Here is a 23,658-nt window from a genome sequence, read left to right as displayed (position 1 = left end):
TTCGATAGGGGGAGCGGGGATTCCGGCTCAGACGCTGGCGGCGAGCAGCTCGCCGGCGTTGATGGTCGGGTCGCCCTTCTTCCAGTTGCAGGCGCACAGCTCGTCGGACTGCAGGGCGTCGAGCACGCGCAGCACCTCGTCGACGTTGCGGCCGACCGAACCGGCGGTCACCGAGACGAACTGGATCTCGTTGTTCGGGTCGACGATGAAGGTGGCGCGGTCGGCGACGCCGTCGGCGTTGAGCACACCGGTCGCGGCGGCCAGCTCACGCTTGAGGTCCGACAGGATCGGGAAGGGGAGGGTCTTGAGGTCCTCGTGCTGGGCCCGCCACTGGAAGTGCACGAACTCGTTGTCCACCGAGGCGCCCAGCACCTGCGCGTCGCGGTCGGCGAACTCGTCGTTCAGCTTGCCGAAGGCGGCGATCTCGGTGGGGCACACGAAGGTGAAGTCCTTCGGCCAGAAGAAGACGATGCGCCACTTGCCCGCGTGGTCGTCGCTGGTGATCTGGGTGAAGTAGTCGTCGGGCTGCTGAGCGTCGACCTTCGACAAATCTCCGCCGATGACGGCCTTGAGGTTGTATGCCGGGAACTGGTCGCCGATGGTCAGCAGGGCCATGCTGTCTCTCCTCGTGATTTCGTGGGTTTGACGTGCGAAAGCGTTCGTCAGTGATCTTGCCGAAAGAACGGTGAAAGGTAAAGGTGATCAGTCGCACTACACTGATAGGCGTGACTGATCAGACTTATCAGCCGACACTCTCGCAGCTGCGTGCGTTCGTGGCGATCGCGGAATACCGGCACTTCGGCACCGCGGCCGCCCGGCTCTCTGTGAGCCAGCCCACGTTATCGCAAGCGCTGGCCGCATTGGAAAACGGCCTGGGGCTGCAGCTGATCGAGCGCAGCACCCGCCGCGTCCTGGTCACGGCGGCGGGCATGCGGCTGCTGCCGCAGGCGATGGCGACGCTGGAGGCGGCCGACCGCTTCGTCGCCACGGCCACCGGCGACGGGCTGGGCGGCGCGCTGCGGCTGGGCATCATCCCCACGGTCGCGCCGTATGTGCTGCCGGGCCTGCTGCCCGAGCTGCGCAAGCGCCTGCCGGCCCTGGTGCCGCAGGTGGTGGAGGATCAGACCGCGCGGCTGCTCGAAGGGTTGCGCACCGGCGTGCTCGACGTGGCGCTGCTGGCGTTGCCCGCCGACGCGCCCGGCCTCGTCGAGATCCCGCTCTACACCGAGGAATTCGTGCTGGTCACCCCGCGCGGGCACGAGTTGGCCGGCCGCCGCGACATCGCGCCCTCGGTGCTCGGGTCGCTCCCGCTGTTGCTGCTCGACGAAGGGCACTGCCTGCGCGATCAGGCGCTGGAGCTGTGCCGCTCGGCCGACGTGCACCCCGGCGCCGTCGGCGATACGCGCGCCGCCTCGCTGGCCACGGTGGTGCAGTGCGTGGCGGGCGGGCTCGGTGTCACGCTCATCCCCGAGATGGCCGTGCCCGCCGAAACGGCAAGGGGCACACTGGAAACGGCGCGCTTCGCCGACCCGGCGCCGGGCCGCACCATCGGCCTGGCCTTCCGCGCGTCCAGCGCCCGGCGCGAGGACTACGAGTACCTGGCCGCCATCATCCGCGCGCAGCGGCCGCTGTGAGGCGTTGACCGGGCGGGCGGTGTCTGGGACGCTGCTGACGTGCGGATTCATCATCTCAACTGCGGCTCGATGGCGCTGGGCATGGTCGACCACTGCCTGCTGATCGAGACCGAGACCGGACTGGTCCTGGTGGACACCGGCTACGGCACGGCGTGCGTGCGCGATCCGGGCCGGATGGTCGGGCCCGCGCGGTTCGCCCTCGGCGCGGCACTGGCCGAGCACGAGACCGCCGTGCACCGCGTCCGGGCGCTCGGCCTGGACCCGGCGGACGTGCGCGACATCGTGCTCACCCACCTCGACCTGGATCACGCGGGCGGACTGTCCGACTTCCCCGACGCCCGCGTGCACGTGCACGGTCCGGAACTGCGGGCGGCCGAGAAGTCGCGGAATCCGCGGTACCGGCCCGCCCAGTGGGCGCACGGCCCGAAGTGGGAGATCAACGAGGCGAACGGCGGGGACGAGTGGTTCGGCTTCCGCGCCGTGCGCGAGCTCCCCGGCCTGCCGCCCGAGATCCTGGTGGTGCCGCTGTACGGCCACACCGCCGGGCACGTCGGCGTCGCCGTCGACACCGGGCAGGGGTGGTTGCTGCACGCGGGGGATTCGTATTACGTGGGCAGCGAAGTCGATCCGGTGCGCCCGCACACGCCGTTGATCTTCACGGTGCTGGAGGCGCAGTCATTGCTCAGTCAGGTGTTCCGGGACAACAAGCGGCGGTTGAGCGAGCTCAACCGCGAGCACGGGGGCGAGGTCACGGTGTTCTCGTCGCATGACACGAAGGCGTTCGAGCGGCTTTCGGGGTAAGCCAACGCCTTCGGCGTATTGCTCGGCATTTGGTGCCAATGCCACAGGTGTGGGTTGTGGCTCGGTCGGACTCCGGGTGTGTTCCGGGAGTCGCTCGGTGAGCCACCCCTTGCCCGCTGCGGCTGAGGCGCTGTCGGTGGGCGGCGGGATGACAAGCGTCGGCTGAGTGAACTCGGTCATGACCACGGGGCTTTGGTTCGGGCGGGTGTGGGGCCAAGTGCCTTATCCGTGATCGGGTGAAGTGCGCGTTCACCGGCCGACGTCGTCGGCCTTTGCTCGGCATCTAGTGCCGATGGCATACCTGTGGTTCTGGCAGGCGGGGGTTGGTGAGTGACGTTAGAGTTGGTCGGCAAAAGGGAGGAGAGTGCGTTGCACGATTCGACTGCCGGGCGGCTGAGCCGTGTCGCCGAGCCCGGGCTCGCCCTTTTCGCTTATGGCACACTGCAATTCCCCGAAGTGCTGATGCGGTTGATCGGGCGCTGCCCGGATCTGGCGCCCGCGCGGGTGCCGGACTGGCGGGTGGCAGCCCTGCCCGGTCGGGTGTACCCGGGCCTGGTGCCCGCGCCCGGTGCGACGGCCGTGGGGAAGCTGGTGACCGGGTTGAGCGAGCGTGAGTGGGCGGTGCTCGACGCGTTCGAGGACGACGAATACGAACTGCTGCCGGTGGAGCCCGAAGGGGTCTCCGGCATCGTGCTGACCTACGTGTGGACCGCCGAGGTCGACGAACACGACTGGCGCGCCGAGGAATTCGACGCCGAGCTGCTGGCTGACTTCCTCGCCCGCTACACACACGGCCAACTCGCGCCACCCTGAGCGAACCAGGGGATGCAGGCGCGAAAACCCCGGCTCCGGTGGGAAATCCCTTCGGGGCCGGGGTTTTTCGGTGGGTCAGGCGTGAACGCGCAGGGCGTGTGGTTCGATGGCGCCGCGGATCAGGGCGCGGCCGTCGACGGTCTCCGGCCGGTAGGGGAGCCTGGTCAAACGGTCCACCATGCCGGGCACCGGATCGTCGATCTCGTCCACCAGCCCGAACAGGAACGACCATTCGTGCTCGTCGCTGCCGTAGTGCACGACCGTGCCGAACTGGTCGTGGAAGCGCTGCCAGGAGCGCTTCAGGGTCTCGTTGCGCCACATCGTCGCGCACCCCGCCTGCGCGCTCAGCACGCCGCCGGGAGCGAGCAGAGCCCGACATCGGGACAGGAACTCCGACTCGTAGAGGCGGTTGTGCTGGGCGTCCTCCACCCGCTCGTCGGGCAGATCGATGACGATCACGTCGTAGCGGGCGCCGGTCCGGCGCGCGGTGGCCAGGAAGTCCCAGCCGTCGGCGTAGTGCACCGTGATCGGGCCCTCGCCGCGCACGGCGGCCTCGAGCTCGTCGGGGGTGTAGCCGTAGGGGAGGTGGCGCGCGCACAGCTCCACCTCGAGCTGATCGATGTCGACGTGATCGACGTGCGTCGCGCCCGCCGCCACCGACATCTGGCTGGCCACGCCCTCGCCGGAACCGATGATGAGGACGTTGTCGAGCTTCTCGGCCAGCACGAAGGCGGGCACCATCATCGCCTCGTGGTAGGTCAGCTGGGAATACTCGGTGGACTGGCGGTCGTCGTCGGAGAACAGGCTGACGCCCTGCTCGGTGCGCGCGATCACCATGTGCTGGAACGGCGTACGGGTGTCCACGATCACCTCGTGGAGATCCCAGAGGCGGGTCAGGCCGTCGCCGACCGGCTCCTCGATCCGCTGCGCGCCGTGTCCGCGGCGCACGACCTTCATCTGGACATCCTTCGGCGACAACGCGTCCCGCAGATGTTCGACGGCCTTCGTGGCGCCCGCGCCGATGCTGCCGCAGGTGAACACGTCGACGAAGATGTCGCCGGACTCCGGATAGGTGTGAATCGAGGCGTGGGACTCCGACAACAGCGCGAGGACGGTCACCCCCTGCGGTGCGAACTTCTTGTGCACGACATCGCAGATGGTGACGCCCGCCGCGATCAGAGACTCACGCAACGCCGATTCGAGTCGTTCGAGATCGTCGCACAGGGCTGCGTCGACACCACCGAACTCGGCCAGCACGTGCCAGCCGGTGAATTCCGCCGTCATAGGCAAACTCACTCTCGCTCAGCGCCCGAGACATGAACGGTCAAGGGCGGAAAACCATTGAAGGACACCGACGAATAGCTCGCGGTATAGGCGCCGGTGTCGAGGATCTGGAGGCGATCACCGGCTCGCAACGTGGTCGGCAGAAGGACCCGTGTGCGTTGATACAGTACATCGTCGCCGTCGCAGGTCGGACCGGCGATCACCGCCTCGTCGACGGGGTCTCCGTCACGGTCGGTGACGAAGCGGTAGGCGATGTACTCGTTCTCGGTCTCGGCCATGCCGTTGTAGCGGCCGATGTCGAGATACACCCAGCGCCGTCCGTCCGGCGCGTGACGCACGCCGACGACCTCGGCGTGGATGGTGCCCGCGTTCCCGACCAGCGCGCGGCCCGGCTCTATCACCAGATCCGCTGTCTCGGGCAGGAATTCGGCCGCCGCGGCGTTCACCACGGCGGCGATCTCGCTCAGCGCGGGCGCGGCGTCGGCGTACGAAATGGGCAGGCCACCACCGATGTTCACCGAGGTGACGCGAATATCTTTGTCCGCCAACGCGTCCGCGATCGCCCCCGCCTGCCGGATGCCGATCCGCCAGGCCTCGGGATCGAGCTGCTGGGACCCCACGTGGAAGTACGGACCCGCCACCGCGAGACCGAGATCACGCGCCCGCACCAGCAGGCGCAGCGCCTCGGCGGGGGTGCAGCCGAACTTCGCGCCGAACGGGGTGCGCGACTGCGGCGCCGAGGCCAGGAACCGGCACTCCACCTCCGCGCCCGGCGCCAGTTCGGCGATGCGCTCGAGATCGTCCTCGGTGTCGAAGGCGAAGCGGCGCACCCCGGCGGCGTGGGCGCGGGCGATATCGGCCGCCTTCTTGATCGGGTTGCCATAGCAGAGCTTGCTCGCGGCGACGCCCAGGCCCAGGCACAGGTCGATCTCCCCGATGCTGGCCACGTCGAACTCCGCGCCCTCGGCGTCGAGCAGCGTGATCAGCTCGGGCACCGGACTCGCCTTCACCGCGTAGCGGAGGCGCGAGCGCGCGCCGCGGGCACGCACGGCGGCGTCGAGCGCGCGGAAGTTCTCCCGGACGCGGTCCGGGTGGATGACGAGGTACGGGGATTCGGGCATGGTTGATCTTTCGCGTGGGCGGCAGCGGAGAGAGTATCAGCGGCCCCTACCCGGGAACGAATCCGTCGAAACCTGGAATTCTTCCGGTGTGGACAGGGGGGACGGCGCGGGGTGAGGGCCTACCCTTCGGACACCGTGACCTCGTCGAACACCACTTCGCCCGCCGCGTCGGACTCGGCCAGATCGACCACCGCCTCGATCGCCCAGCCGTGTTCACCGGCCGGATCGTCGAGGGTCTGGCGCACGTGCCAGAAGCCGGGACGAGTTTCCACCTGGAACATCTGCGGGCCGCGCGCGTCGGGCCCGGTTCCGATGCTCTCGTACTCCGCGAAGTACGGCGCCAGCGCGGCCTCCCAGTCCGGACCGGGGCCCAGCGCGGCCAGCTCGTCCCAGCGGCGCAGCGCGGCCAGATCCACCCGGCGGAACATGGCGTTGCGCACCATCACCCGGAAGGCGCGCTCGTTCGCCGAGATCGGGCGCACCGCCTCCGCGCCGAACGCGACCTGCTCGGCGTCGGCCTCCGCGCCGGGGCCGGTGAGCTGCTCCCATTCGTCGAGCAGGCTCGAATCCACTTGGCGCACCAGCTCACCCAGCCATTCGGTGAGGTCGTCGAGCTCCTCGGTGCGCGCGGCGTCGGGCACGGTGCGGCGCAGCGCGCGGTAGGCGTCGGCCAGATAGCGCAGCACCACGCCCTCCGAGCGGGCCAGCTCGTAGTGGGAGATCAGCTCGGCGAAGGTCATCGAGCGCTCCACCATGTCGCGCACCACCGACTTCGGCGACGGCGCGAACTCCGACACCCACGGGTGCCCGGCGCGGTAGGTCTCGTAGGCCGGTTCGATCAGCTCGGCCAGCGGCTTGGGCCAGGTGACCTCCTCGAGCAGCTCCATGCGCTCCTCGTACTCGATGCCGTCGGCCTTCATCTCGGCGACGGCCTCGCCGCGGGCCTTGTGCTGCTGGGCCATCAGCAGCTGGCGCGGGTCCTCCAGAGTCGATTCGATGAGTGACACCACATCGAGGGTATACGTGAGGGAGTCGCGGTCGAGGAGTTCGAACGCGGCCAGCGCGAACGGCGAGAGCGGTTGGTCGAGCGCGAAATCGCGTTGCAGATCGACGGTGAGGCGGGCGTAGCGGCCCTTGGCGTCGGGTTCCGGCAACTGCTGCACCACGCCCGCGTCGCGCAGCGCGCGGTACAGGCGGATCGCGCGCAGGATGTGCCTGCGCTGCGCCGGGCGCGGTTCGTGGTTGTCCTCGAGCAGGTGCCGCATCGCCTGGAAACAGTTGCCGGGCCGGGCGATCACGTTGAGCAGCATGGCGTTGGTCACCGCGAACCGCGACACCATCGGCTCCGGCTGGGCCGCGACCAGCCGGTCGAAGGTCTCCTCGCTCCAGGACACGAATCCCTCGGGGGGCTTGCGGCGCTGCACTTTTCGCTGTTTCTTCGGGTCGTCGCCCGCCTTGGCCAGCAGGCGGGCGTTCTCCACCTCATGCTCGGGGGCCTGCACCACCACCGTGCCCATGGTGTCGAAGCCCGCACGCCCGGCGCGCCCGGCGATCTGGTGGAACTCGCGCGCCTTGAGCCTGCGGGTGCGCACGCCGTCGAACTTGGTCAGGCCGGTCAGCAGCACGGTGCGGATCGGCACGTTGATGCCGACGCCGAGGGTGTCGGTGCCGCACACCACCTTCAGCAGACCGTCCTGGGCCAGCTTCTCCACCAGCCGGCGGTACTTCGGCAGCATGCCCGCGTGGTGCACGCCGATGCCGTGGCGGATGAGCCGCGAGAGCGTCTTGCCGAAGCCCGCCGCGAACCGGAAATCGCCGAGTGCCGCGGCGATCGCGTCCTTCTCGGCGCGGGTGGAGAAGTTCACGCTGGTCAGCGCCTGCGCCCGTTCCAGCGCGGCGGCCTGGGTGAAGTGCACGACGTACACCGGGGCCTGATGGGTGGTGACCAGTTCCTCGAGCGTCTCGGTGATGGGTGTGCGCACATACGAGAAGTGCAGCGGCACCGGCCTTTCCGAGCCCGAGACGACGGCGGTGGGGCGGCCGGTGCGGCGCTCCAGATCGCGGGCGAAGAAATCGACCTCGCCGAGCGTGGCCGACATCAGCAGGAACTGGGCGCGCGGCAGCTCCAGCAGCGGCACTTGCCAGGCCCAGCCGCGGTCGGGGTCGGCGTAGAAGTGGAACTCGTCCATCACGACCTGGCCCACGTCGGCGCCGGGGCCCTCGCGCAGCGCCAGGTTGGCCAGGATCTCGGCGGTCGCGCAGATGATCGGGGCGTCGGCGTTCACGGCGGCGTCGCCGGTGACCATGCCGACCTTGTCGGCGCCGAACACCTCGCACAGCGCGAAGAACTTCTCGCTCACCAGCGCCTTGATGGGCGCGGTGTAGTAGGTGCGCTGCCCCCGGGCGAGCGCGAACAGGTGCGCGCCGACGGCGACCAGGGATTTGCCCGAGCCGGTGGGGGTGGCCAGGATGACGTGGGATCCCGAGGCCAGCTCCAGCAGCGCCTCGTCCTGCGCCGGATACAACGGCGTGCCCTGCTCGGCGGCCCACATGCCGAACGTCTCGTACAGCGCGTCGGCGTCGGTACCCGGAATGTCGAGCAGCTCGGTCAGATCCACTCCGACCAGCTTAGGGGACGGTCCGCGCGCGTCCCGGTCCGGTGGTCACCCGTCCGTGACGGCGCCGCCGCCCGCGGAGTCTCAGGTGTTGTCGCCGCCCTCGTAGCCGCCCTGTTCGGCCAGGAACCGCTCGAACTCCGCGCCCAGTTCGTCGCCGCTGGGCAGCTCGCCGTCGCCGGCCAGCAGGCTGGACTGGCGCTCCTGGGAGGTGACGAAGCTGTCGTACTGGCGTTCCAGCGCGTGCACCACGGTCTCCACCTCGGGGTTTCCCGCGATGTGCTCGTTGACCTGTTCGCGGACCCGGGCCGCGGCCTCGCCCAGCGCCGCCAGTGGCAGCGTGAGCCCGGCGTTGTCGGCGACGTTCTCCAGCAGCGTCTGCGCCGCCTCGGGGTAGGCGGTCTGGGCCAGGTAGTGCGGCACGTGCACCGAGAACCCGACCGATTCGTGCCCGTGCTGGGCCATCCGGAACTCCAGCAGCGAGGACGCGCTGCCCGGCACCTGCAATTCGCCCGGCCAGCGCTGGTGATCGCCGATCAGGTCGCGGTCGGAGGAGTGCGCGGTGATACCGAGCGGACGGGTGTGCGGGATGGCCATCGGAATGGCGCTGAGCCCGATACTGCGCCGTACACCGAGCTGTTCGGCCAGCAGCCGCACCGCGGTGGTGAACTTCTCCCAGCGCAGGTCCGGTTCCAGACCCGCCAGCAGCAGGAACGGGGTGCCCGCGGTGTCGCGCAGCGCCCACAGGTTCAGCTCCGGCTCCGCGTAGTCGGCGAAGTGGTCGGTCTTGAACGTCATCAGCGGGCGGCGCGAGCGGTAGTCCAGCAGCTCGTCCACGTCGAACGAGGCGACCAGTTCGCTCTCCAGGCTCTCGCGCAGGTGCGTGGTGGCCAGGCGCACGGCGTGGCCCGCGTCGGTGAACCCCTCCAGCCCGTGGACCAGGACCGGGCCCGAGCCGTCGGCGGACGACAGCTGCGGAGCGGGGAACTCCAGTTCGTACATTCGCGACTCGTAGTCCATCGCGTACTCCTTCCTGCGCGGTCCGCCGTCGCGGCCGGTCGCGGGCAGCGCGGCGGGGGACCCACGTCCATTGTCCCCCATGGCGGCGCGGCGCACCGAACATGGTGCGGACACCGACCCGTACGTGATGCCAACAGTCGCGCGGCACCGCGCATTCCCGAACGCGTTGCGCCCCGCGCACTCCCCGGGTCGGCGTCGGCGTGGCATCGCGGCCGGGCACCGTGAGTTTGGCACAGTGGGCGTGTGACTGTGCCGGTTTCGTCGGGGCCGAGGTACGTGGTCGTCGCGCTGGCGCTCGCCGCGTGCGCCGCCCTGCTGGCCGGCTGCGGGCAGACCGTCACCGGCGAGCCCGTGGCCGTGGAGCAGCCGGTGCGGCGGGTCGACGCCCAGCTGAGCGCGTTGCTGCCCGATCCGGCGCGGTTTCCCGCCGGGTATCCCGCGGTGGTGCTGCCGCCCGAGGCGGCCGCGCAGGCCGCGGGGGATCTGAACGGCGTCGCGCGCGGTTCCTCGGTGCGGCCCGAGACGTGCGCGCCGCCCGAACAGCGGTACGGGCCGGACGACACGGTGATCGCGGTGGGGACCGCCGAGCGGACCCGCGCGACCCTGACGGTCGAACTCACCCGCACCGATGATCCGCTGTCCGCTCTGCGCGAACAGGTGCGCCGGTGCGGGGAACTGCGCGTGGGCCGGGCTGGCGCGACCGCGACGGTGACCACGACGCTCGACCCGTCCCCGCCGGTGGACGCCGACGACACGCTCGCCCTGCGGCGCACGGTCGCACCCGATGTGGGCGGCGCCGGGCTCACCCAGTCCATGCGGACGCTCGCCGGCCAGATCGGCGATGTGCGAATCACCGTGACGTACATGACATTCGGCGACGAAACCCCCGATACGGCGGCACTCGACGAGTTGTTCACCACGGCGGTGGGGAAGGTGCGCGCGGCCTAGGGTCTCGCGTGTCGTGATCGCCGGTCACGGAGCAGTCCGGCTCGGCTCCGAAAACTTGCGCCGTGCGTGTCTGTCGTTGCCGGGTACCCGAGCGCAGTCGGGCCGCCGGCGGCGGGAGCCGAGTGGCCGGCCCGGTTGCGCTGCGAGCCCGGCACGGGCCGGGTTGTGCACAGCCGCCGTGTTTTCCCCAGGCCTGTCATCGGCCCAGGTCGGCGCCCCGGCGGCGGTGCGCCGGGCGCGGAGCATGGCGGCATGACCACTCCAGCGAATCCGGCCCGCGGCACGGGCGCCGCGGCACGCACCGCAGCCACCGACCGTGCGCGCGCCGAACCGGCCGCCCCGGACATCGCCGTCCGCCCGCCGGGCGTGCGCCACCGCCCGCCGGGTGCCCGCCCCGCGCGAATCTGCCCGCGCCCGCAGGGAATCGGCCTCGACCGGCCCGCCCGATACCTGCGGGGCGATCCGGGTGAGGCCCGCGGCGGGTACATCCCGGAATGCGCGGAACCCTCGCCGATGTACCGGGGCGGCTACACCCGGCGCCCGGTGCGGGTGGACGATCCCGGCGAGCTGATCGCCGCGCTCCCCGCCATGGTCGGCTTCTACCCGCACCGGTCCCTGCTCGTCGCCGTGCTCGGCCCGCCGGTCGCGCCGGGCGCGAGCTCCGGGATCGCCGCCGTGGTGCGCTTCGACCTGGACCCGCCGGGTGGGCGGCGCGGTTCGGCGGCCGCGTTCGCGGACTGCGTGCGGCGCATCTGCGCAGCCGAGGGCGCCAGGGAGACGCTGGCGGTGATCGTCGACGACCGCATGGACCCGCCGCCACCCGGGGCCCACTCGGGGCACGTGGTGATCGCCGATCTGATGCTGCACCTGGGTGGCGACGGCATCCGCGTCCGCGGCGCCTGGGCCGCCACCGCGATCGAGGAGGGCGGGGCGTGGTGGAGCGTGCGCGGCCCGGTGTCGCAGGGGGAGCTCCCCGATCCGACGGCGTCCACCGTCGCACTGGCCCACGTCCTGGACGGGCGGCCGATCCTGCGCTCGCGCACCGAACTCACCGCGATCGTCCGGCCGGACGCCGCGCGGGTGGCGGAGGTGTCGGCCGCGCTCGGCGACGCGCTGGGCCGGGCGCGCGACCGGCTCGCGGCGGCCGTGCGCCACGACGACGTCACCGGATACCGCAGGCGGGCACTGGAATACGTGCTGTGGCAGGTGGCGTGCGCGGGCTCCGGCACCATTCCGGCCGCGCGCGAGATCGCGGAAGTGCTTGCCGCCCTGCGTGATCGCACGGTCCGCGACGCGATGTTCGCGCTCGCCGCGGGCGACCACGCCGCCGACGCCGAGCGCCTATGGGTCACGCTGGTGCGGGCCGCGCCGGGTCGCGACCGCGCCGAGGCGGGCGCGTTGCTCGGCTACAGCGCGTATCTGCGCGGGGACGGCCCGCTCGCCGGTATCGCGCTGGAGTCCGCGCTCGACGCGGACCCGGACCATACGATCGCGATGCTGCTGGACACGGCGCTACGGGCGGGCATGCGCCCGGAACAGCTGCGCCGCCTCGCCCGCACCGGTCACGATACCGCCGCCCTGCTGGGCATCGATCTGGGACCGGTACGGACGTGAGGGCGGCGTCAGGGGGCGCTGTGCGCGCGAGAACCGAGGGAGCGCAAGAACTCCCACGCGTCGGCGACGATCACGTCCAGATCGGTGTGGCGCGGTGCCCAGCCGAGCTCGGCGATCACCCGTTCGCTGGAGGCGATGAGGGTGGCCGGATCGCCCGGCCTGCGCGGCGCGTCCTGTGCGGCGATCGGCAGGCCGGTGACCCGCTCGCACGCCGAGATCACCTCGCGCACCGAGAATCCCGCGCCGCTGCCGAGGTTGTAGATCCGGTGCACGCCCGGTTCCGAGGCGCGCAACGCCAGCAGGTGCGCGTCGGCGAGATCGCGGATGTGGATGTAGTCGCGCACCGCGGTGCCGTCGGGGGTGGGCCAGTCGGTGCCGAACACCGAGATGGCCTTGCGGTGCCCGAGCGCGACCTGGAGCACGAGGGGGATGAGATGCGTTTCCACCACGCGGTTCTCGCCGAGGCCGCCGTAGGCGCCCGCCACGTTGAAGTAGCGCAGGCTCGTGGCCGCCAACCCGTGCGCGATCGCGTAGGAGGTGATCGCGTGATCGATGGCGAGTTTGGAGGCGCCGTAGGGGTTGGTGGGCGCGGTGGGCGCGTCCTCGGTGATCGGCACCCGTTCGGGCTCGCCGTACACGGCGGCGGTGGAGGAGAACACCAGGCGCGGCGTGTTCGTCAGGCGCATCGCCTCGAGCAGTTCGAGGGTCTTCACCACGTTGCCGTGCCAGTACTTCTCCGGCTGCTGCACCGATTCGCCGACCAGCGACTGCGCCGCGAAATGCAGGACGCCGTCGAAGGATTCGGCGCGCAGCAGGGCGGGCGCCGCCTCGGCCACATCGCCCGGCACGAACCGGGCGCCCGCGGGCACGCCCTCGGCGTTACCGGTGGAGAGATCGTCGACGACGACCACCTCGTGGCCGTCTTCGAGCAGGACCTGCGCGCAGACGCCGCCGACGTAGCCGGCGCCGCCCGTGACCAGAAGTCTCACGGATCAGACCAGCCTGACCTGGACGGCGTGCGCCATCTCGTCGGACAGTTCGAAGCCGTCGTGACCGGGAACGGTGATGATCACCGAACCGGGCTTGGTCTCCACGGTGACGCGGGCGTCCGGCACCACGCCCGCTTCCCGCAGCTGACCGATGACCTCGGGGTCGGTCTGGATGTGCTCGGCGAGGCGGCGCACCACGACCGCGTGCACCTGCCCGTGCGGCAGCTCCGAGAGCCGAACCAACTGCTCCTCGATCGCGACGGGTGCCTCGACACCCAGTTCGTCCAGTCCGGGGATCGGGTTGCCGTACGGCGAGGTGGTGGGGTGATTGAGCACCTCGACCAGACGCCGCTCCACGTCCTCGCTCATCACGTGTTCCCAGCGACACGCCTCGGCGTGCACGTTCTGCCAGTCCAGGCCGATGATGTCGACCAGCAGGCGCTCGGCCAGCCGATGCTTGCGCATCACGGCGACGGCCATGCTGCGCCCCTTCTCGGTGAGCTCGAGGTGACGGTCGCCCGCGACCAGCAGCAGGCCGTCGCGTTCCATGCGCGCGACGGTCTGGCTCACCGTCGGGCCGCTCTGCTCGAGGCGCTCGGCGATCCGGGCGCGCAGGGGCACCACGCCCTCCTCCTCGAGGTCGTAGATGGTACGGAGATACATCTCCGTGGTGTCGACCAGATCCTTCACCTGTTACCCCTTCGTCGGCACGAATTCTACCCACGCAAGCTCGTTGGGCCGTGTGCCGGACCGGTACGCGTCCCGACGCCGGAACCCCTGTCGGCGCACGGGCTGTCGCCGCGTTCGCACTTGTTCTCTTTCTACTGCATGCGAACGTCCGACGGGGCCGGTAGCTTCCCGCGTACCGTTGCGAGCATGGCCACTGCACCCTCGGCGTCCTCCCGGGAACCCGGGGCGCGCCGGAGCGGGAGCACCGTCGTCTGGAGCGATCGCTATGTCGACTACTCCTGGACTCCGGAGCACCCGATGAAACCGGCGCGCCTGAAGTTCACCATGGCGTTGGCGGAAAGTCTCGGATTGTTCGACGGTGTCGAGCGCTTGGAGCCGGCGGAGGCGGGCCTGCCCGACCTGCTGCGCGTCCACACCGCCGACTACATCGAGGCCGTGCGGCACGCTGTCCAGCCCCCTGGCGAACCGGTGGCGCCACCGTACGGCCTCGGGTCCGCCGACAACCCGGTGTTCCCGCGGATGCACGAGGCGGCGTCGGTGATCGTCGGCGGCACCCTGGCCGCCGCGCGCGAGATCGCCGAGGGCCGCACCCGCCGGGCCGTGAGCATCGGGGGTGGTATGCATCACGCCATGCCCGACTCGGCGGCCGGCTTCTGTGTGTACAACGACGTGGCGGTCGCCATCTCGTGGCTGCTCGACCACGGCTTCGACCGGATCGCCTATATCGACGTGGACGTGCACCACGGCGACGGGGTGCAGCGGGTGTTCTACACCGACCCGCGGGTGCTCACCGTGTCCATCCACCAGCACCCGGCGACGCTGTGGCCCAACACCGGCTGGCCGGAGGAGACCGGTCTCGGCGCGGCGGAGGGCACGGCGATCAACCTGCCCGTGCTGCCGGGCACCCCCGACGCGCAGTGGTTGCGCGGATTCCACGCGGTGGTGCCGAGCGCGGTGGCGGCGTTCCGCCCGCAGATCGTGGTGAGCCAGTGCGGGGTGGACACCCACCGGGAGGACCCGCTGGCCGATCTCGCGCTCACCGTGGACGGGCAGCGCGCGGCGTTCCTGGCGATGCGCGACCTGGCCGACAAGTACGCCGAGGGCCGCTGGCTGGCCGTGGGTGGCGGCGGCTACGGACTGGTGCGCGTGGTGCCGCGGGCGTGGACCCACCTGCTCGCGGCCGCGCTGGACCGCGAGATCCCCACCGGCACCGCGATTCCCGCGGACTGGCTGGAGATGATCGGGGCGGCCGCGCCGTCGATCACCCCGCCGCGCACCATGGGCGACGGAGGGAACATCGAGTTCCGCCCCTGGGACGGTCCCGGGGGCGCCGTCGAAACCGGGGACGCCAGATTCGACCGCCTCCAGCGGTCCATCGACACGGCCGTATCGGCCACCCGCCGGGCGGCTTTCGGCGCGCTCGGTCTCGATCCGGAGGACCCTCGTGACTGACCAGCCCCTCGTCCCGGACTCGCCGTCGACCCCGGCCGTGCCGCCCCCGCCGCCGGAGCACTGGTTCGCCGACGTGCTCGCCTCCGACGGGGGCGTGGTGCGCCTGCGCCCGGTCACGCCCGAGGACGCCGAGCGCATCCAGGAATTCCACCGGGCGCTGTCCGAGCGCACCCGGTATCTGCGGTATTTCGGTCCGTACCCGCGGATTTCGCCCAAGGAGCTGTACCGCACGACCCACCTCGACTACCACGACCGCGTCGGGCTGGTGGTGGAGCTGGGGGAGTCGATCATCGCGGTCGGCCGCTACGAACTGCTCGATCGCACCGGTCCGCGCGCCGCCGAGGTCGCGTTCGTGGTGGCCGACGAACACCAGGGCCGCGGGCTGGGCTCCATCCTGCTCGAGCATCTGGCCGGTGCGGCGGCGGAGAACAAGATCGAGACCTTCGTGGCGGAGGTGCTCGCGGAGAACACTGTGATGGTCACCGTGTTCCGCGAGGCCGGCTACCAGGTGGAGCGCAGCCGCGACGGGTCGGTGCTGCACCTGGAGTTCGCCATCGACCCCACCGAAGCGCTGGTGTCCGTGCGGGATTCGCGCGAGCGCGCCTCCGAGGCGCGCAGCGTCGGCAACCTGCTCGCACCGCGGTCGGTGGCAGTGATCGGGGCGACACCCGCGGTCGGGCGGGTCGGCGGCGCGGTGCTGGCGAACCTGCTCTCCGGGGTGTTCCAGGGACCGGTGTTCCCGGTGAACCCGACGCGTCAGGCGGTGCGCGGCGTGCGCGCGTACGCGACGGTCCGCGAGATCCCCGACGAGGTGGACGTGGCCGTGGTCGCGGTGCCCGCCGAGGCGATCGACTCGGTGCTCGACGACTGTATGGCCAAGGGCGTCAAGGGACTGGTGGTGCTCACCGCGGGCTTCGGGGAGACGGGCACCGAGGGGATGTCGGCCGAGCGCGCCCTGGTCGCGGCCGCGCGGATGCACGGGATGCGGGTGGTGGGGCCGAGCGCCCTCGGCATCGCCAATACGGATCCGGCGGTCTCGCTCAACGCGACCTTGGCCCCGGTGCTGCCCGCGCGCGGGCGCATCGGATTCTTCTGTCAGTCCGGCCCTTTGGGCGCGGCGATCCTCGCCGAGGCCGCGGCACGCAACCTGGGGCTGTCGACGTTCGTGTCGGCGGGCAACCGCGCCGACGTGTCCGGCAACGACCTGCTCCAGTACTGGGACACCGCGCCCGACACCGACGTGATCCTGCTGTATCTGGAGAGTTTCGGTAATCCGCGCAAGTTCTCCCGCATCGCGCGGCGGGTGGCGCGCGGCAAGCCGATCGTCGCGGTGAGCAGCGGGCGTCAGGTGGCGCGCGGCGGGGCGTCCGGCGATATGGACCGCTCGATCGTGCGAGACCTGTTCGCGCAGGCCGGCATCGTGCAGGTGGACTCGATCTCGGAGCTGTTCGACTGCGCGGCACTGCTGGGGTATCAGCCGCTGCCGGGCGGGCCCCGTCTCACGGTGATCAGCAACAGCACGGCGCTGAGCTGGCTGGCGGCCGACGCCGCGCGCGGTGAGGGACTCACGGTGGGCGAGCCGGTGGACCTGGGGCCGCAGGCCACACCCGGTGCGTACCTGGACGCGGTGGTGGAGGCGTTGCGCTCACCCGAAACCGATTCGGTCATCGTGGTTTTCGCGCCGCCGGTGCCCGTGCCGATGGGCGCGTTCGCCGACGCCATCCGGGAGGCGGCGAGCGCGGTGCCCGAGGCGGAGAAGCCCATCCTCGCGACATTCGTGGCCGAGCAGGGCCTGCCGAATCTGCTCACGGTGCGCGGGCCGGGCGGGATGGCGGTGCGCGGGTCCATCCCGTCCTACCCCGATCCGGAGCGGGCGGCCCGCGCCCTCGCGCGGGTGCGCCGGTACGCCGAATGGCGCACCCGCCCGGGTTCGGCGGTGGTGCGACCCGAGGGGATCGACGCCGAGCGCGCGCGGGAACTGGTGTCGCGGTGGATGGCGGAGTCCGGTGGGCGGTGGCTCACCGACCTCGAGGTGGCGGAACTGCTGGCGTGCTACGGGATCCGGGTGGTCGACTTCCGGGAGGTGCGCGACGCCGAGGAGGCAGTCGCGGCGGCAGAGGAACTCGGCTATCCGGTGGCGGCGAAGGCGACGGGGGAGATGTGGCGGCGCCGCCCCGACCTGTCGGGTGTGCGCCTGGACCTGTGGCGGCCCGAGGCGGTGCGGCAGGCCTACGCCGACCTGGTGGAGGTCTGCGGGGACCCGGTGCTGCACATCCAGAAGATGGCGCCCAAGGGCGTGGGCTGCATCGTGCGGGTGCAGGACGATCCGTCGTTCGGTTCGGTGATCGAGTTCGGCCTGTCGGGCATGATCATCGAATTGCTCGGCGACCGCGCCTACCGCGCGCTGCCGCTCTCGGCCGACGAGGCGGCCGCGCTGATCGACGCACCGCGCGCCGCGCCCCTGCTGTCGGGCACACCGGCCAGCCCACGCGTGGACAAGGCCGCCCTCGCCGAACTCGCCCAACGCATTTCGGCCCTCTTCGACGACCTCCCGGAAATGCGGGAACTCTCCTGCGACCCCGTCCTGGCTTCGCCCACCTCCGCCGCCATCCTCCACGCCCGCGGCCGCGTCGGCCCCGAACCCAGCCGCTTCGACACCGGCCCCCGCCGCCTGGCCTGACGCCCCCAGAGGCTATCGGGAACGGAACTCACGGCGAGCCTGTCGGTGGCCGGGGTGGACGAACGCCCCGGGCGGATGAGCGGGGAACTCGTGACGGCGGTCGGGGTGGGCTGACGGGCCCGGAGGATTCGGGGATGGAACTCACCGCGGACCTGGCGGCGGCCGGGGTGAGCGGATGCCTCGAGCCGATTCGGGATGGTACTCGTGGCGGACCTGGCGGCGGCCGGGGTGAACGGAAGCCCGAGCCGATTCGGGGATGGAACCCGGCTTGATCTGGGACGATCGAGATTCGATCAGAGAGGCTCGGGATGAAAGGTGCGGGGGTCGCGGGGTTGGCCGCGCTGGTGTGCTCGGCCGCCGCCTGTGCGTTGCCGTTCGGGGCCGGGTCGCCGGTGGTGCGGGAGGATGAGCTGGAGCGGTCGGTGCGGCAGTCGCTCGGGGAGGAACTGGGGCAGGAGCCGGAGGTGGACTGCCCCGGCGATCTGGAGGGCACCGCGGGCACGACGATGCGGTGCGCCTTCACCGCGGAGGGCAAGACCTTCGACCTGACCGTGACGGTCACCTCGATCGAGAACGACACGGTCAAATACGACATCGAAGTCGAGTCCGCGCCGTGACGCGACGCCGACAAGAGTTCGCCGACCGGCTCGCGCGAACCCGGAGGGGGGCGGGACGCGCGGACACCGGTCGGCGCTGACGGTGACCGGAACGGTCACCGAGCTGGGGGCCCGAGCCGCGGGAAAGCGGCGCCCGGCGGGTGGATCAGCTGGCGTAGGCCCGCAGGCGGTCGGCCCGCTCACCCTTGCGCAGCTTGGACATGACCTCGCGCTCGATCTGGCGCACCCGCTCGCGGGACAGCCCGAACAGCTTGCCGATCTGGTCGAGGGTGCGGGGCTGGCCGTCGTCGAGGCCGAACCGCAGGCGGATCACCTGCTGCTCGCGCTCGTCGAGGGTGGCGAGCACGCTGCGCACGTCGTGGTGCAGCAGGCCCGCGATCACCGCGGACTCGGCGGAGGTGGCCTCGGAATCCTCGATGAAATCGCCGAGCGGGGCCTCTTCGTCGTTGCCGACCGGCATGTCCAGGCTCACCGGGTCGCGGCTGTGGTCGAGCAGATCGGAGATCTTCTCCACCGGGATGCCGGACTCGTTGGCCAGTTCCTGGTCGGTCGCCTCGCGGCCCAGCTGCTGATGCAGTTCCCGCTTGATCCTGGCCAGCTTGTTGACCTGCTCCACCAGGTGGACGGGCAGGCGGATGGTGCGGCTCTGGTCGGCCATACCGCGGGTGATGGCCTGGCGGATCCACCAGGTGGCGTAGGTGGAGAACTTGAAGCCCTTGGCGTAGTCGAACTTCTCCATCGCGCGGATGAGGCCCAGGTTGCCCTCCTGGATGAGGTCCAGCAGCGGCATGCCGCGGCCGGTGTAGCGTTTGGCCAGTGACACCACGAGGCGCAAGTTGGCTTCCAGCAGGTGGGCACGGGCGGCCTGGCCCTCGCGCACGATGATCGCGAGATCCTTCTTGCGGCTCGCGGAGAGCCGCTTGCCCGTCTCCAGCAGGTGCTGGGCGTAGAGGCCCGCCTCGATGCGCTTGGCCAGCTCGACCTCGTCGGCGGCCGTGAGCAGCGCGGTGCGGCCGATCCCGTTCAGGTACACGCGTACCAGGTCGGCGGCGGGGCTCTGGGCGTCGAGGTCCGAATCGCTGGTGCGCACACGAGTGGTGGCGGGGCTTGTCATGACTTGCCTCCTGTCGGTGGTGTCTCACTCCGAACAACGGACCCGACACGGAGAAAGTTCCCCGCACAGGCGCCGATAAACCGCGCTGAACTGCGGCTTTCGGCACCTGCGTCTGAGAAGTTCCTGAGAACAGCGCGCCGGGGAACTCGCGGGGGTCGTCTCGGACCCGACCGGCGCGCTCCGCCTCACCCGGCGGACGGAACCGGACGGATCAGACCGTGCCGCACCAGGCCCGCCACGACCGCGAGCGCGTCGGCCGCGAGTTCCGGGGTGACGTCCTCGTATCCGTGGGCGAGTGCCAGCAGTTCGACCAGCTCGTATAACGGGAGCCCGTCGGAGCGCATTCCCGCGACCAGGGAGATCGTCGTCCCGTCCACCTCGTGCTGCCAGCGCGGTCCGTCGCCGCGGTGCAGGCGCGCGACGCGTTCGTCCCAGCCCTCGGGGCCGGGCAGGAACACCCGCTCGAGGGCGGTGGCGGGATCCACGGCGAATCGGGTGGACCAGGCGAGCCCTTCGTCGGCCGCCGCGGCGCGCAACCAGGCCGACCGCTCGAAGTAGGCGCTCGCTTCCGCGCCGAGCGGGTCGTCGAACCCGTGGGTGAGGTCCTCGGCGAGCAGTTCGGTGGGGCCGTCGATCGCGCGCAGGTAGACGAAGCCGAATCCGATGCCCTCGACGCCGGCGGCGGCGAACGCGTCCAACCAACGTTCGGCCCGCTCCTGCGCGGCGGGATCGCGCGGGTCCAGCCCCGCGTCGCGCAGCCAGGTGCCCACGTACAGGGCGGGATCGGCGACGTCGCGCTGCACCACCCAGGCGTCCACCCCGTGCGCGGGCAGCCAGGAGGAGACCCGGTGGCGCCAGTCCTCGCCGTCGACGTGGACCCAGGCCGAGAGCATGGCGGCGGTGCCGCCGGGGGCGAGTAGATCGGGCGCCCGGGAGATGACCAGTTCGCTTGCGCCGTCGAGCGCCAGTCCGGAGTCGCGATAGGTGTGCTCGATGCGCGCCGGACCCACGACGAACGGCGGATTGGCGACCACCTGATCGAAACGCCTGCCCGCGACCGGCTCGAACCACGAGCCTTCCAGCAGTTCGATGTCGAGGTCGTTGAGCGCGGCGGTGGCCTCGGCCAGCCACAGCGCGCGCGGGTTCACATCGGTCGCCGTGACCGAGCGGGCGTAGGGCGCCGCGTGCACCGCCTGCACGCCGCAGCCCGTGCCGAGATCGAGCACGGTGCCGACCGGACGGGTCGGGGTGGCGCGCAGCAGCGACAGCGAGGCGTGGCCGACGCCGAGCACGTGATCCTCGGTCAGCGTGCGCCTGCGCATGGAGTCGTCCAGATCGGACAGGATCCAGCGGTTGCCCGCGCCCGCGTCGAGGGGGCGCAGGTCCAGCGCGGCGCGGATCTCGTCGCCGTCGCGGGTGAGCAGGCCGGCCGCGAGCGCGCGCTCCACATCGACGGGCGCGAGCGCCGCGCTCACCTCCCGCTCCGGCAGCGCGTCGCCGAGCAGCAGCAGGCGGATCAGCGTGCCCAGCTCACCGAGCGCACGGGCGGCCCGGCGCACCGGCACCGGCTCGGACCGGCCCAGCGCCGCGTGCACGTCCTCGCCCAGCGCGGTGAGCAGGGTGTCGGCGTCGTACCCGATCCGGGTCAGCGTCGCCCGCAGATCCGGGCACAGCGCGGTGAGCAGGGAGCCGGTGGTCGTCTGATTCGCAGGCACCCCCGTACTCTGCCACCGCCGGCGACCGGCCCCATATCCGCGCGCCCGGTGTCGCGCCCCGATCGCCTGCCGAGAGGAGTGCCCTTCGCACGGGGCGATCACCGCAGTGACGACTGGATGCTGGCAGTGGTCCGCTGACCAGAGTCGAATCCGTGGCCGCTCCCGGGGCATCCGGTGGTGGGGGAGACGCCACGCATGCCGAGACAACGGTTGGTTGGTGGATTGCACCGCCCGGTCGGGCCGCGTCCCGGGTGCGGTCGCAGCGGTGGGCGTGGCGGGCGCTGGGATGCGGTCGCTCCTGCGAGTCGGATCCGGTTGGCTCCGCTCCGGTTTCCGGAGGGGAGCGGACTCGATACCGTCGGGACGCCCCCTACACCCCTTCCGGGTCGCGGCTCGTCACGCAGTACTCCAGGTCGGCCGGGTCGGTGAGGACGATCCAGTGCTCGTGGCGGCGCACGACGGTGGCGCCGAGGGATTCGTGCCAGGCGGCGGTGGCGTCGATGTCCGAGGAGGACAGGTCGATGTGGGCGGTGGTGGGACGGTCCTCGCCGAGGCGCTGCAACAGGAGCTGGATCGGCAGCTGGTCGGCCGACCGCAGGCGGGCGAATTCGGGCAGGCGGCCCGTCGTGTACTCCCAGCCGGTGAGTTCGCTCCAGAACTGGGTCTCGGTGGCGTGCGCGGAGTCTCCGATATCCAGACAGACCTGGTCGAGGCGGGTGAGGGTGCCGTCGGGCGCGCGGAAGGCGGGCGCGGGGGCGCCTTGGGCGCGCCCCGACGGCGTGAAGCAGAAGATCTGCCCGCCCGGCGAGCGCAGCACCGCGTAGTCGGGGTGGTTGGCGACCAGGTCGGCGTCCAGGTCCAGGGCCGCGCGCACGGCGGTGGCGATGTCGTCGACGTCGAAGTCCAGGTGTACGCCGCCCAGTCCGGCGACCGACTGCATCTTCACGCCGGCCGCGGCGAACAGCGCGGGATCGGGGAGCAGCGTGAGGAATTCGTCGTTCGGGCCGCGACGGGGCGAGAGGGCGGTGCCCGTGATCGTCGACCAGAACGCGGCGCAGTCGTCGAAACGTTGTGCGGGACGGTCCAGGAAGGCCCATGCCCAGCGAATCACGGTGTTCTCCTGTGTGGTTCGGCGCGGGCCGGTGTGGTGGGCGCCACGCGGTGCGGCACACACAGTAGGGCCCGGTGCGAGACGTGTCGAGGCGACGTGGCGTGATCTCGAGGTTCTGTGACGTTTCTGCCACTAGTTCGCGGGGGTAACCTCCGGCAAGCTCGGCGGGTGACCGAACTGCGTACCTCACCGGCGGCCACCGGTTCCGGCCGCCCGCACCCCGCCTGGATCGTGGCCGGCGTCGGCTTCGTCGCCCTGCTGGGCGCGGCCGCGTTTCGCTCGGTGCCGAGCGTGCTGCTCGGCCCGCTGCACGAGGAGTTCGGCTGGTCGCACGGCACCATCGGACTGGCCGTCTCGCTGAATCTGCTGCTCTACGGGCTGATCTCGCCGTTCGCGGCGGCGCTGATGGACCGGTTCGGCATCCGCCGGGTGGTGGTGTGCGCGCTGGTGCTGGTGGCCGCGGGCAGCGGCCTCACCGTCTTCATGACGCAGGCGTGGCAGCTGGTGGCGACTTGGGGACTGCTCGTCGGCGTCGGCGTGGGGTCGATGTCGATGCCGTTCGTGGCGACCATCACCGGACGCTGGTTCGTCCGCCATCGCGGCCTGGTCACCGGCGTGCTCACCGCGGCGGGCGCGACGGGCCAGCTGATCTTCCTGCCGTTGATCGCCGCGCTGGCCCAGGACCACGGCTGGCGGTTGCCCGCGCTGGTGGTGGCGGGTACCGCGCTGGCGGTGGTGCCGCTGGTGCTGCTGTTCATCCGCGAGTACCCGAGCGATGTGGGCGTCGCGGCGTACGGCGCGCAGCCCGGCGCGGACGCGCAAGTGCGCGTGCCCGCGGCCGGTGCGTCGCGGGCGCTGACCGTGCTGGGCCGCATCGCGCGCACCCGCGGATTCTGGCTGCTGGCAGGCGGTTTCGCGGTGTGCGGGGCCTCGACCAACGGGCTGGTCGGCACGCATTTCGTGAGCGCGGCGCACGACCACGGAATGCCCCCGACCACGGCGGCGGGCCTGCTCGCGCTGGTCGGGGTGTTCGACGTGGCGGGCACCATCGCCTCGGGCTGGCTCACCGATCGCGTCGACCCCCGCTACCTGCTGCTGGCCTACTACAGCCTGCGCGGGCTGTCGCTGATGATCCTGCCCTCGCTGTTCGCGCCGCACACCGAGCCCAGCATGTGGGTGTTCGTCGTCTTCTACGGCCTGGACTGGATCGCGACCGTGCCGCCGACGGTGGCGCTGTGCCGGGAACTGTTCGGCGACGACGGGCCGGTGGCGTTCGGGTGGGTGTTCGCCTCGCATCAGATCGGGTCGGCGTTGGCGGCGACCGGCGCGGGCGTCATCCGCGACGCGCAGGGCAGCTACGACCTCGCCTGGTACGTGGCGGGCGCGCTGTGCGGACTGGCCGCCCTGATGTCGATCCTGGTGCGGCGGCGCGCCGGGTGA

General features: G+C 71.4%; 19 protein-coding genes. 9 read left to right on the top strand and 10 right to left on the bottom strand.

Annotated features, from left to right (window positions below):
• Positions 1–27: 27 nt before the first annotated feature.
• Positions 28–615 (bottom strand): peroxiredoxin, encoded by a 588-nt coding sequence (locus tag DFR74_RS02425; RefSeq protein ID WP_067504515.1) that lies wholly within the window; start codon positions 613–615, stop codon positions 28–30.
• Positions 616–725: 110 nt separating this feature from the next.
• Between DFR74_RS02425 and DFR74_RS02420 the strand changes: the two genes are divergently transcribed.
• The 3 genes from DFR74_RS02420 (at position 726) to DFR74_RS02410 (ending at position 3,248) form a co-directional block, all read left to right on the top strand.
• The gene (locus DFR74_RS02420; RefSeq protein ID WP_067504512.1) at positions 726–1,634 is read left to right on the top strand and encodes a hydrogen peroxide-inducible genes activator; all 909 of its coding nucleotides are present in this window, start codon (positions 726–728) and stop codon (positions 1,632–1,634) included.
• Positions 1,635–1,673: 39 nt separating this feature from the next.
• On the top strand, positions 1,674–2,435 hold the full coding sequence (locus DFR74_RS02415; RefSeq protein ID WP_067504509.1) for an MBL fold metallo-hydrolase: 762 nt from the start codon (positions 1,674–1,676) through the stop codon (positions 2,433–2,435).
• Between the two features lie 369 nt (positions 2,436–2,804).
• Positions 2,805–3,248, top strand: a complete 444-nt coding sequence (locus tag DFR74_RS02410; RefSeq protein WP_198161677.1) for a gamma-glutamylcyclotransferase family protein — start codon at positions 2,805–2,807, stop codon at positions 3,246–3,248.
• Positions 3,249–3,323: 75 nt separating this feature from the next.
• Here DFR74_RS02410 and speD read toward each other — a convergent pair whose 3' ends face one another.
• From speD to DFR74_RS02390, 4 genes are all read right to left on the bottom strand, one after another.
• Complete coding sequence (gene speD, locus DFR74_RS02405) at positions 3,324–4,532, bottom strand: adenosylmethionine decarboxylase (protein ID WP_067504505.1); 1,209 nt, start codon at positions 4,530–4,532, stop codon at positions 3,324–3,326.
• Between the two features lie 8 nt (positions 4,533–4,540).
• Positions 4,541–5,653 (bottom strand): type III PLP-dependent enzyme, encoded by a 1,113-nt coding sequence (locus DFR74_RS02400; RefSeq protein ID WP_067504501.1) that lies wholly within the window; start codon positions 5,651–5,653, stop codon positions 4,541–4,543.
• A gap of 119 nt (positions 5,654–5,772) precedes the next feature.
• Entirely contained in the window at positions 5,773–8,271 is a 2,499-nt protein-coding gene (locus DFR74_RS02395; protein WP_067504498.1) for a DEAD/DEAH box helicase, read from the bottom strand.
• Positions 8,272–8,352: 81 nt separating this feature from the next.
• Complete coding sequence (locus tag DFR74_RS02390) at positions 8,353–9,288, bottom strand: PAC2 family protein (protein ID WP_067504614.1); 936 nt, start codon at positions 9,286–9,288, stop codon at positions 8,353–8,355.
• A gap of 243 nt (positions 9,289–9,531) precedes the next feature.
• Between DFR74_RS02390 and DFR74_RS02385 the strand changes: the two genes are divergently transcribed.
• Together DFR74_RS02385 and DFR74_RS02380 are read left to right on the top strand one after the other, a co-directional pair.
• Positions 9,532–10,236 carry a DUF5642 family protein gene (locus DFR74_RS02385; protein WP_232331653.1) on the top strand — a complete coding sequence of 235 codons (705 nt, stop codon included), beginning with the start codon at positions 9,532–9,534 and terminating at the stop codon, positions 10,234–10,236.
• A gap of 252 nt (positions 10,237–10,488) precedes the next feature.
• A complete protein-coding gene (locus DFR74_RS02380) occupies positions 10,489–11,850 on the top strand; it encodes a DUF4192 domain-containing protein (RefSeq protein ID WP_228790867.1) in 1,362 nt (453 codons plus the stop codon).
• Between the two features lie 8 nt (positions 11,851–11,858).
• Here the strand turns inward: DFR74_RS02380 and galE are convergent, their stop codons facing one another.
• Together galE and DFR74_RS02370 are read right to left on the bottom strand one after the other, a co-directional pair.
• The gene (gene galE / locus DFR74_RS02375; RefSeq protein WP_067504492.1) at positions 11,859–12,839 is read right to left on the bottom strand and encodes a UDP-glucose 4-epimerase GalE; all 981 of its coding nucleotides are present in this window, start codon (positions 12,837–12,839) and stop codon (positions 11,859–11,861) included.
• 3 nt (positions 12,840–12,842) lie between these two features.
• On the bottom strand, positions 12,843–13,529 hold the full coding sequence (locus DFR74_RS02370) for a metal-dependent transcriptional regulator (protein WP_067504490.1): 687 nt from the start codon (positions 13,527–13,529) through the stop codon (positions 12,843–12,845).
• 186 nt (positions 13,530–13,715) lie between these two features.
• Between DFR74_RS02370 and DFR74_RS02365 the strand changes: the two genes are divergently transcribed.
• The 3 genes from DFR74_RS02365 (at position 13,716) to DFR74_RS02355 (ending at position 18,278) form a co-directional block, all read left to right on the top strand.
• Positions 13,716–14,981 (top strand): acetoin utilization protein AcuC, encoded by a 1,266-nt coding sequence (locus DFR74_RS02365; protein ID WP_067504487.1) that lies wholly within the window; start codon positions 13,716–13,718, stop codon positions 14,979–14,981.
• Complete coding sequence (locus tag DFR74_RS02360; RefSeq protein ID WP_067504485.1) at positions 14,974–17,661, top strand: bifunctional acetate--CoA ligase family protein/GNAT family N-acetyltransferase; 2,688 nt, start codon at positions 14,974–14,976, stop codon at positions 17,659–17,661. The genes DFR74_RS02365 and DFR74_RS02360 overlap by 8 nt, the downstream gene beginning before the upstream one ends.
• Positions 17,662–17,969: 308 nt before the next feature.
• Positions 17,970–18,278, top strand: coding sequence for a DUF4333 domain-containing protein (locus DFR74_RS02355; RefSeq protein ID WP_067504482.1), 309 nt, complete (start codon positions 17,970–17,972; stop codon positions 18,276–18,278).
• 145 nt (positions 18,279–18,423) lie between these two features.
• On the opposite strand, the gene DFR74_RS02350 is transcribed toward DFR74_RS02355, so the two are convergent.
• The 3 genes from DFR74_RS02350 to DFR74_RS02340 all read right to left on the bottom strand — a co-directional run bounded on the left by DFR74_RS02350 (position 18,424) and on the right by DFR74_RS02340 (position 22,218).
• On the bottom strand, positions 18,424–19,392 hold the full coding sequence (locus DFR74_RS02350) for a sigma-70 family RNA polymerase sigma factor (protein WP_067504479.1): 969 nt from the start codon (positions 19,390–19,392) through the stop codon (positions 18,424–18,426).
• Between the two features lie 185 nt (positions 19,393–19,577).
• The gene (locus tag DFR74_RS02345) at positions 19,578–21,107 is read right to left on the bottom strand and encodes a DUF7782 domain-containing protein (protein ID WP_084537368.1); all 1,530 of its coding nucleotides are present in this window, start codon (positions 21,105–21,107) and stop codon (positions 19,578–19,580) included.
• Between the two features lie 370 nt (positions 21,108–21,477).
• Positions 21,478–22,218: a VOC family protein gene (locus DFR74_RS02340; RefSeq protein WP_067504604.1), complete on the bottom strand. Its 741-nt coding sequence runs from the start codon at positions 22,216–22,218 to the stop codon at positions 21,478–21,480.
• A gap of 168 nt (positions 22,219–22,386) precedes the next feature.
• On the opposite strand from DFR74_RS02340, the gene DFR74_RS02335 reads away from it, so the two are divergent.
• On the top strand, positions 22,387–23,658 hold the full coding sequence (locus DFR74_RS02335) for an MFS transporter (protein ID WP_067504476.1): 1,272 nt from the start codon (positions 22,387–22,389) through the stop codon (positions 23,656–23,658).

Origin of the sequence: Nocardia puris (assembly GCF_003315035.1) — a bacterium.
GTDB classification, from domain to species: Bacteria; Actinomycetota; Actinomycetes; order Mycobacteriales; family Mycobacteriaceae; genus Nocardia; species Nocardia puris.
Note: the sequence above shows the minus strand (reverse complement) of the source record. Positions and strands in the feature narration are given on the sequence as shown.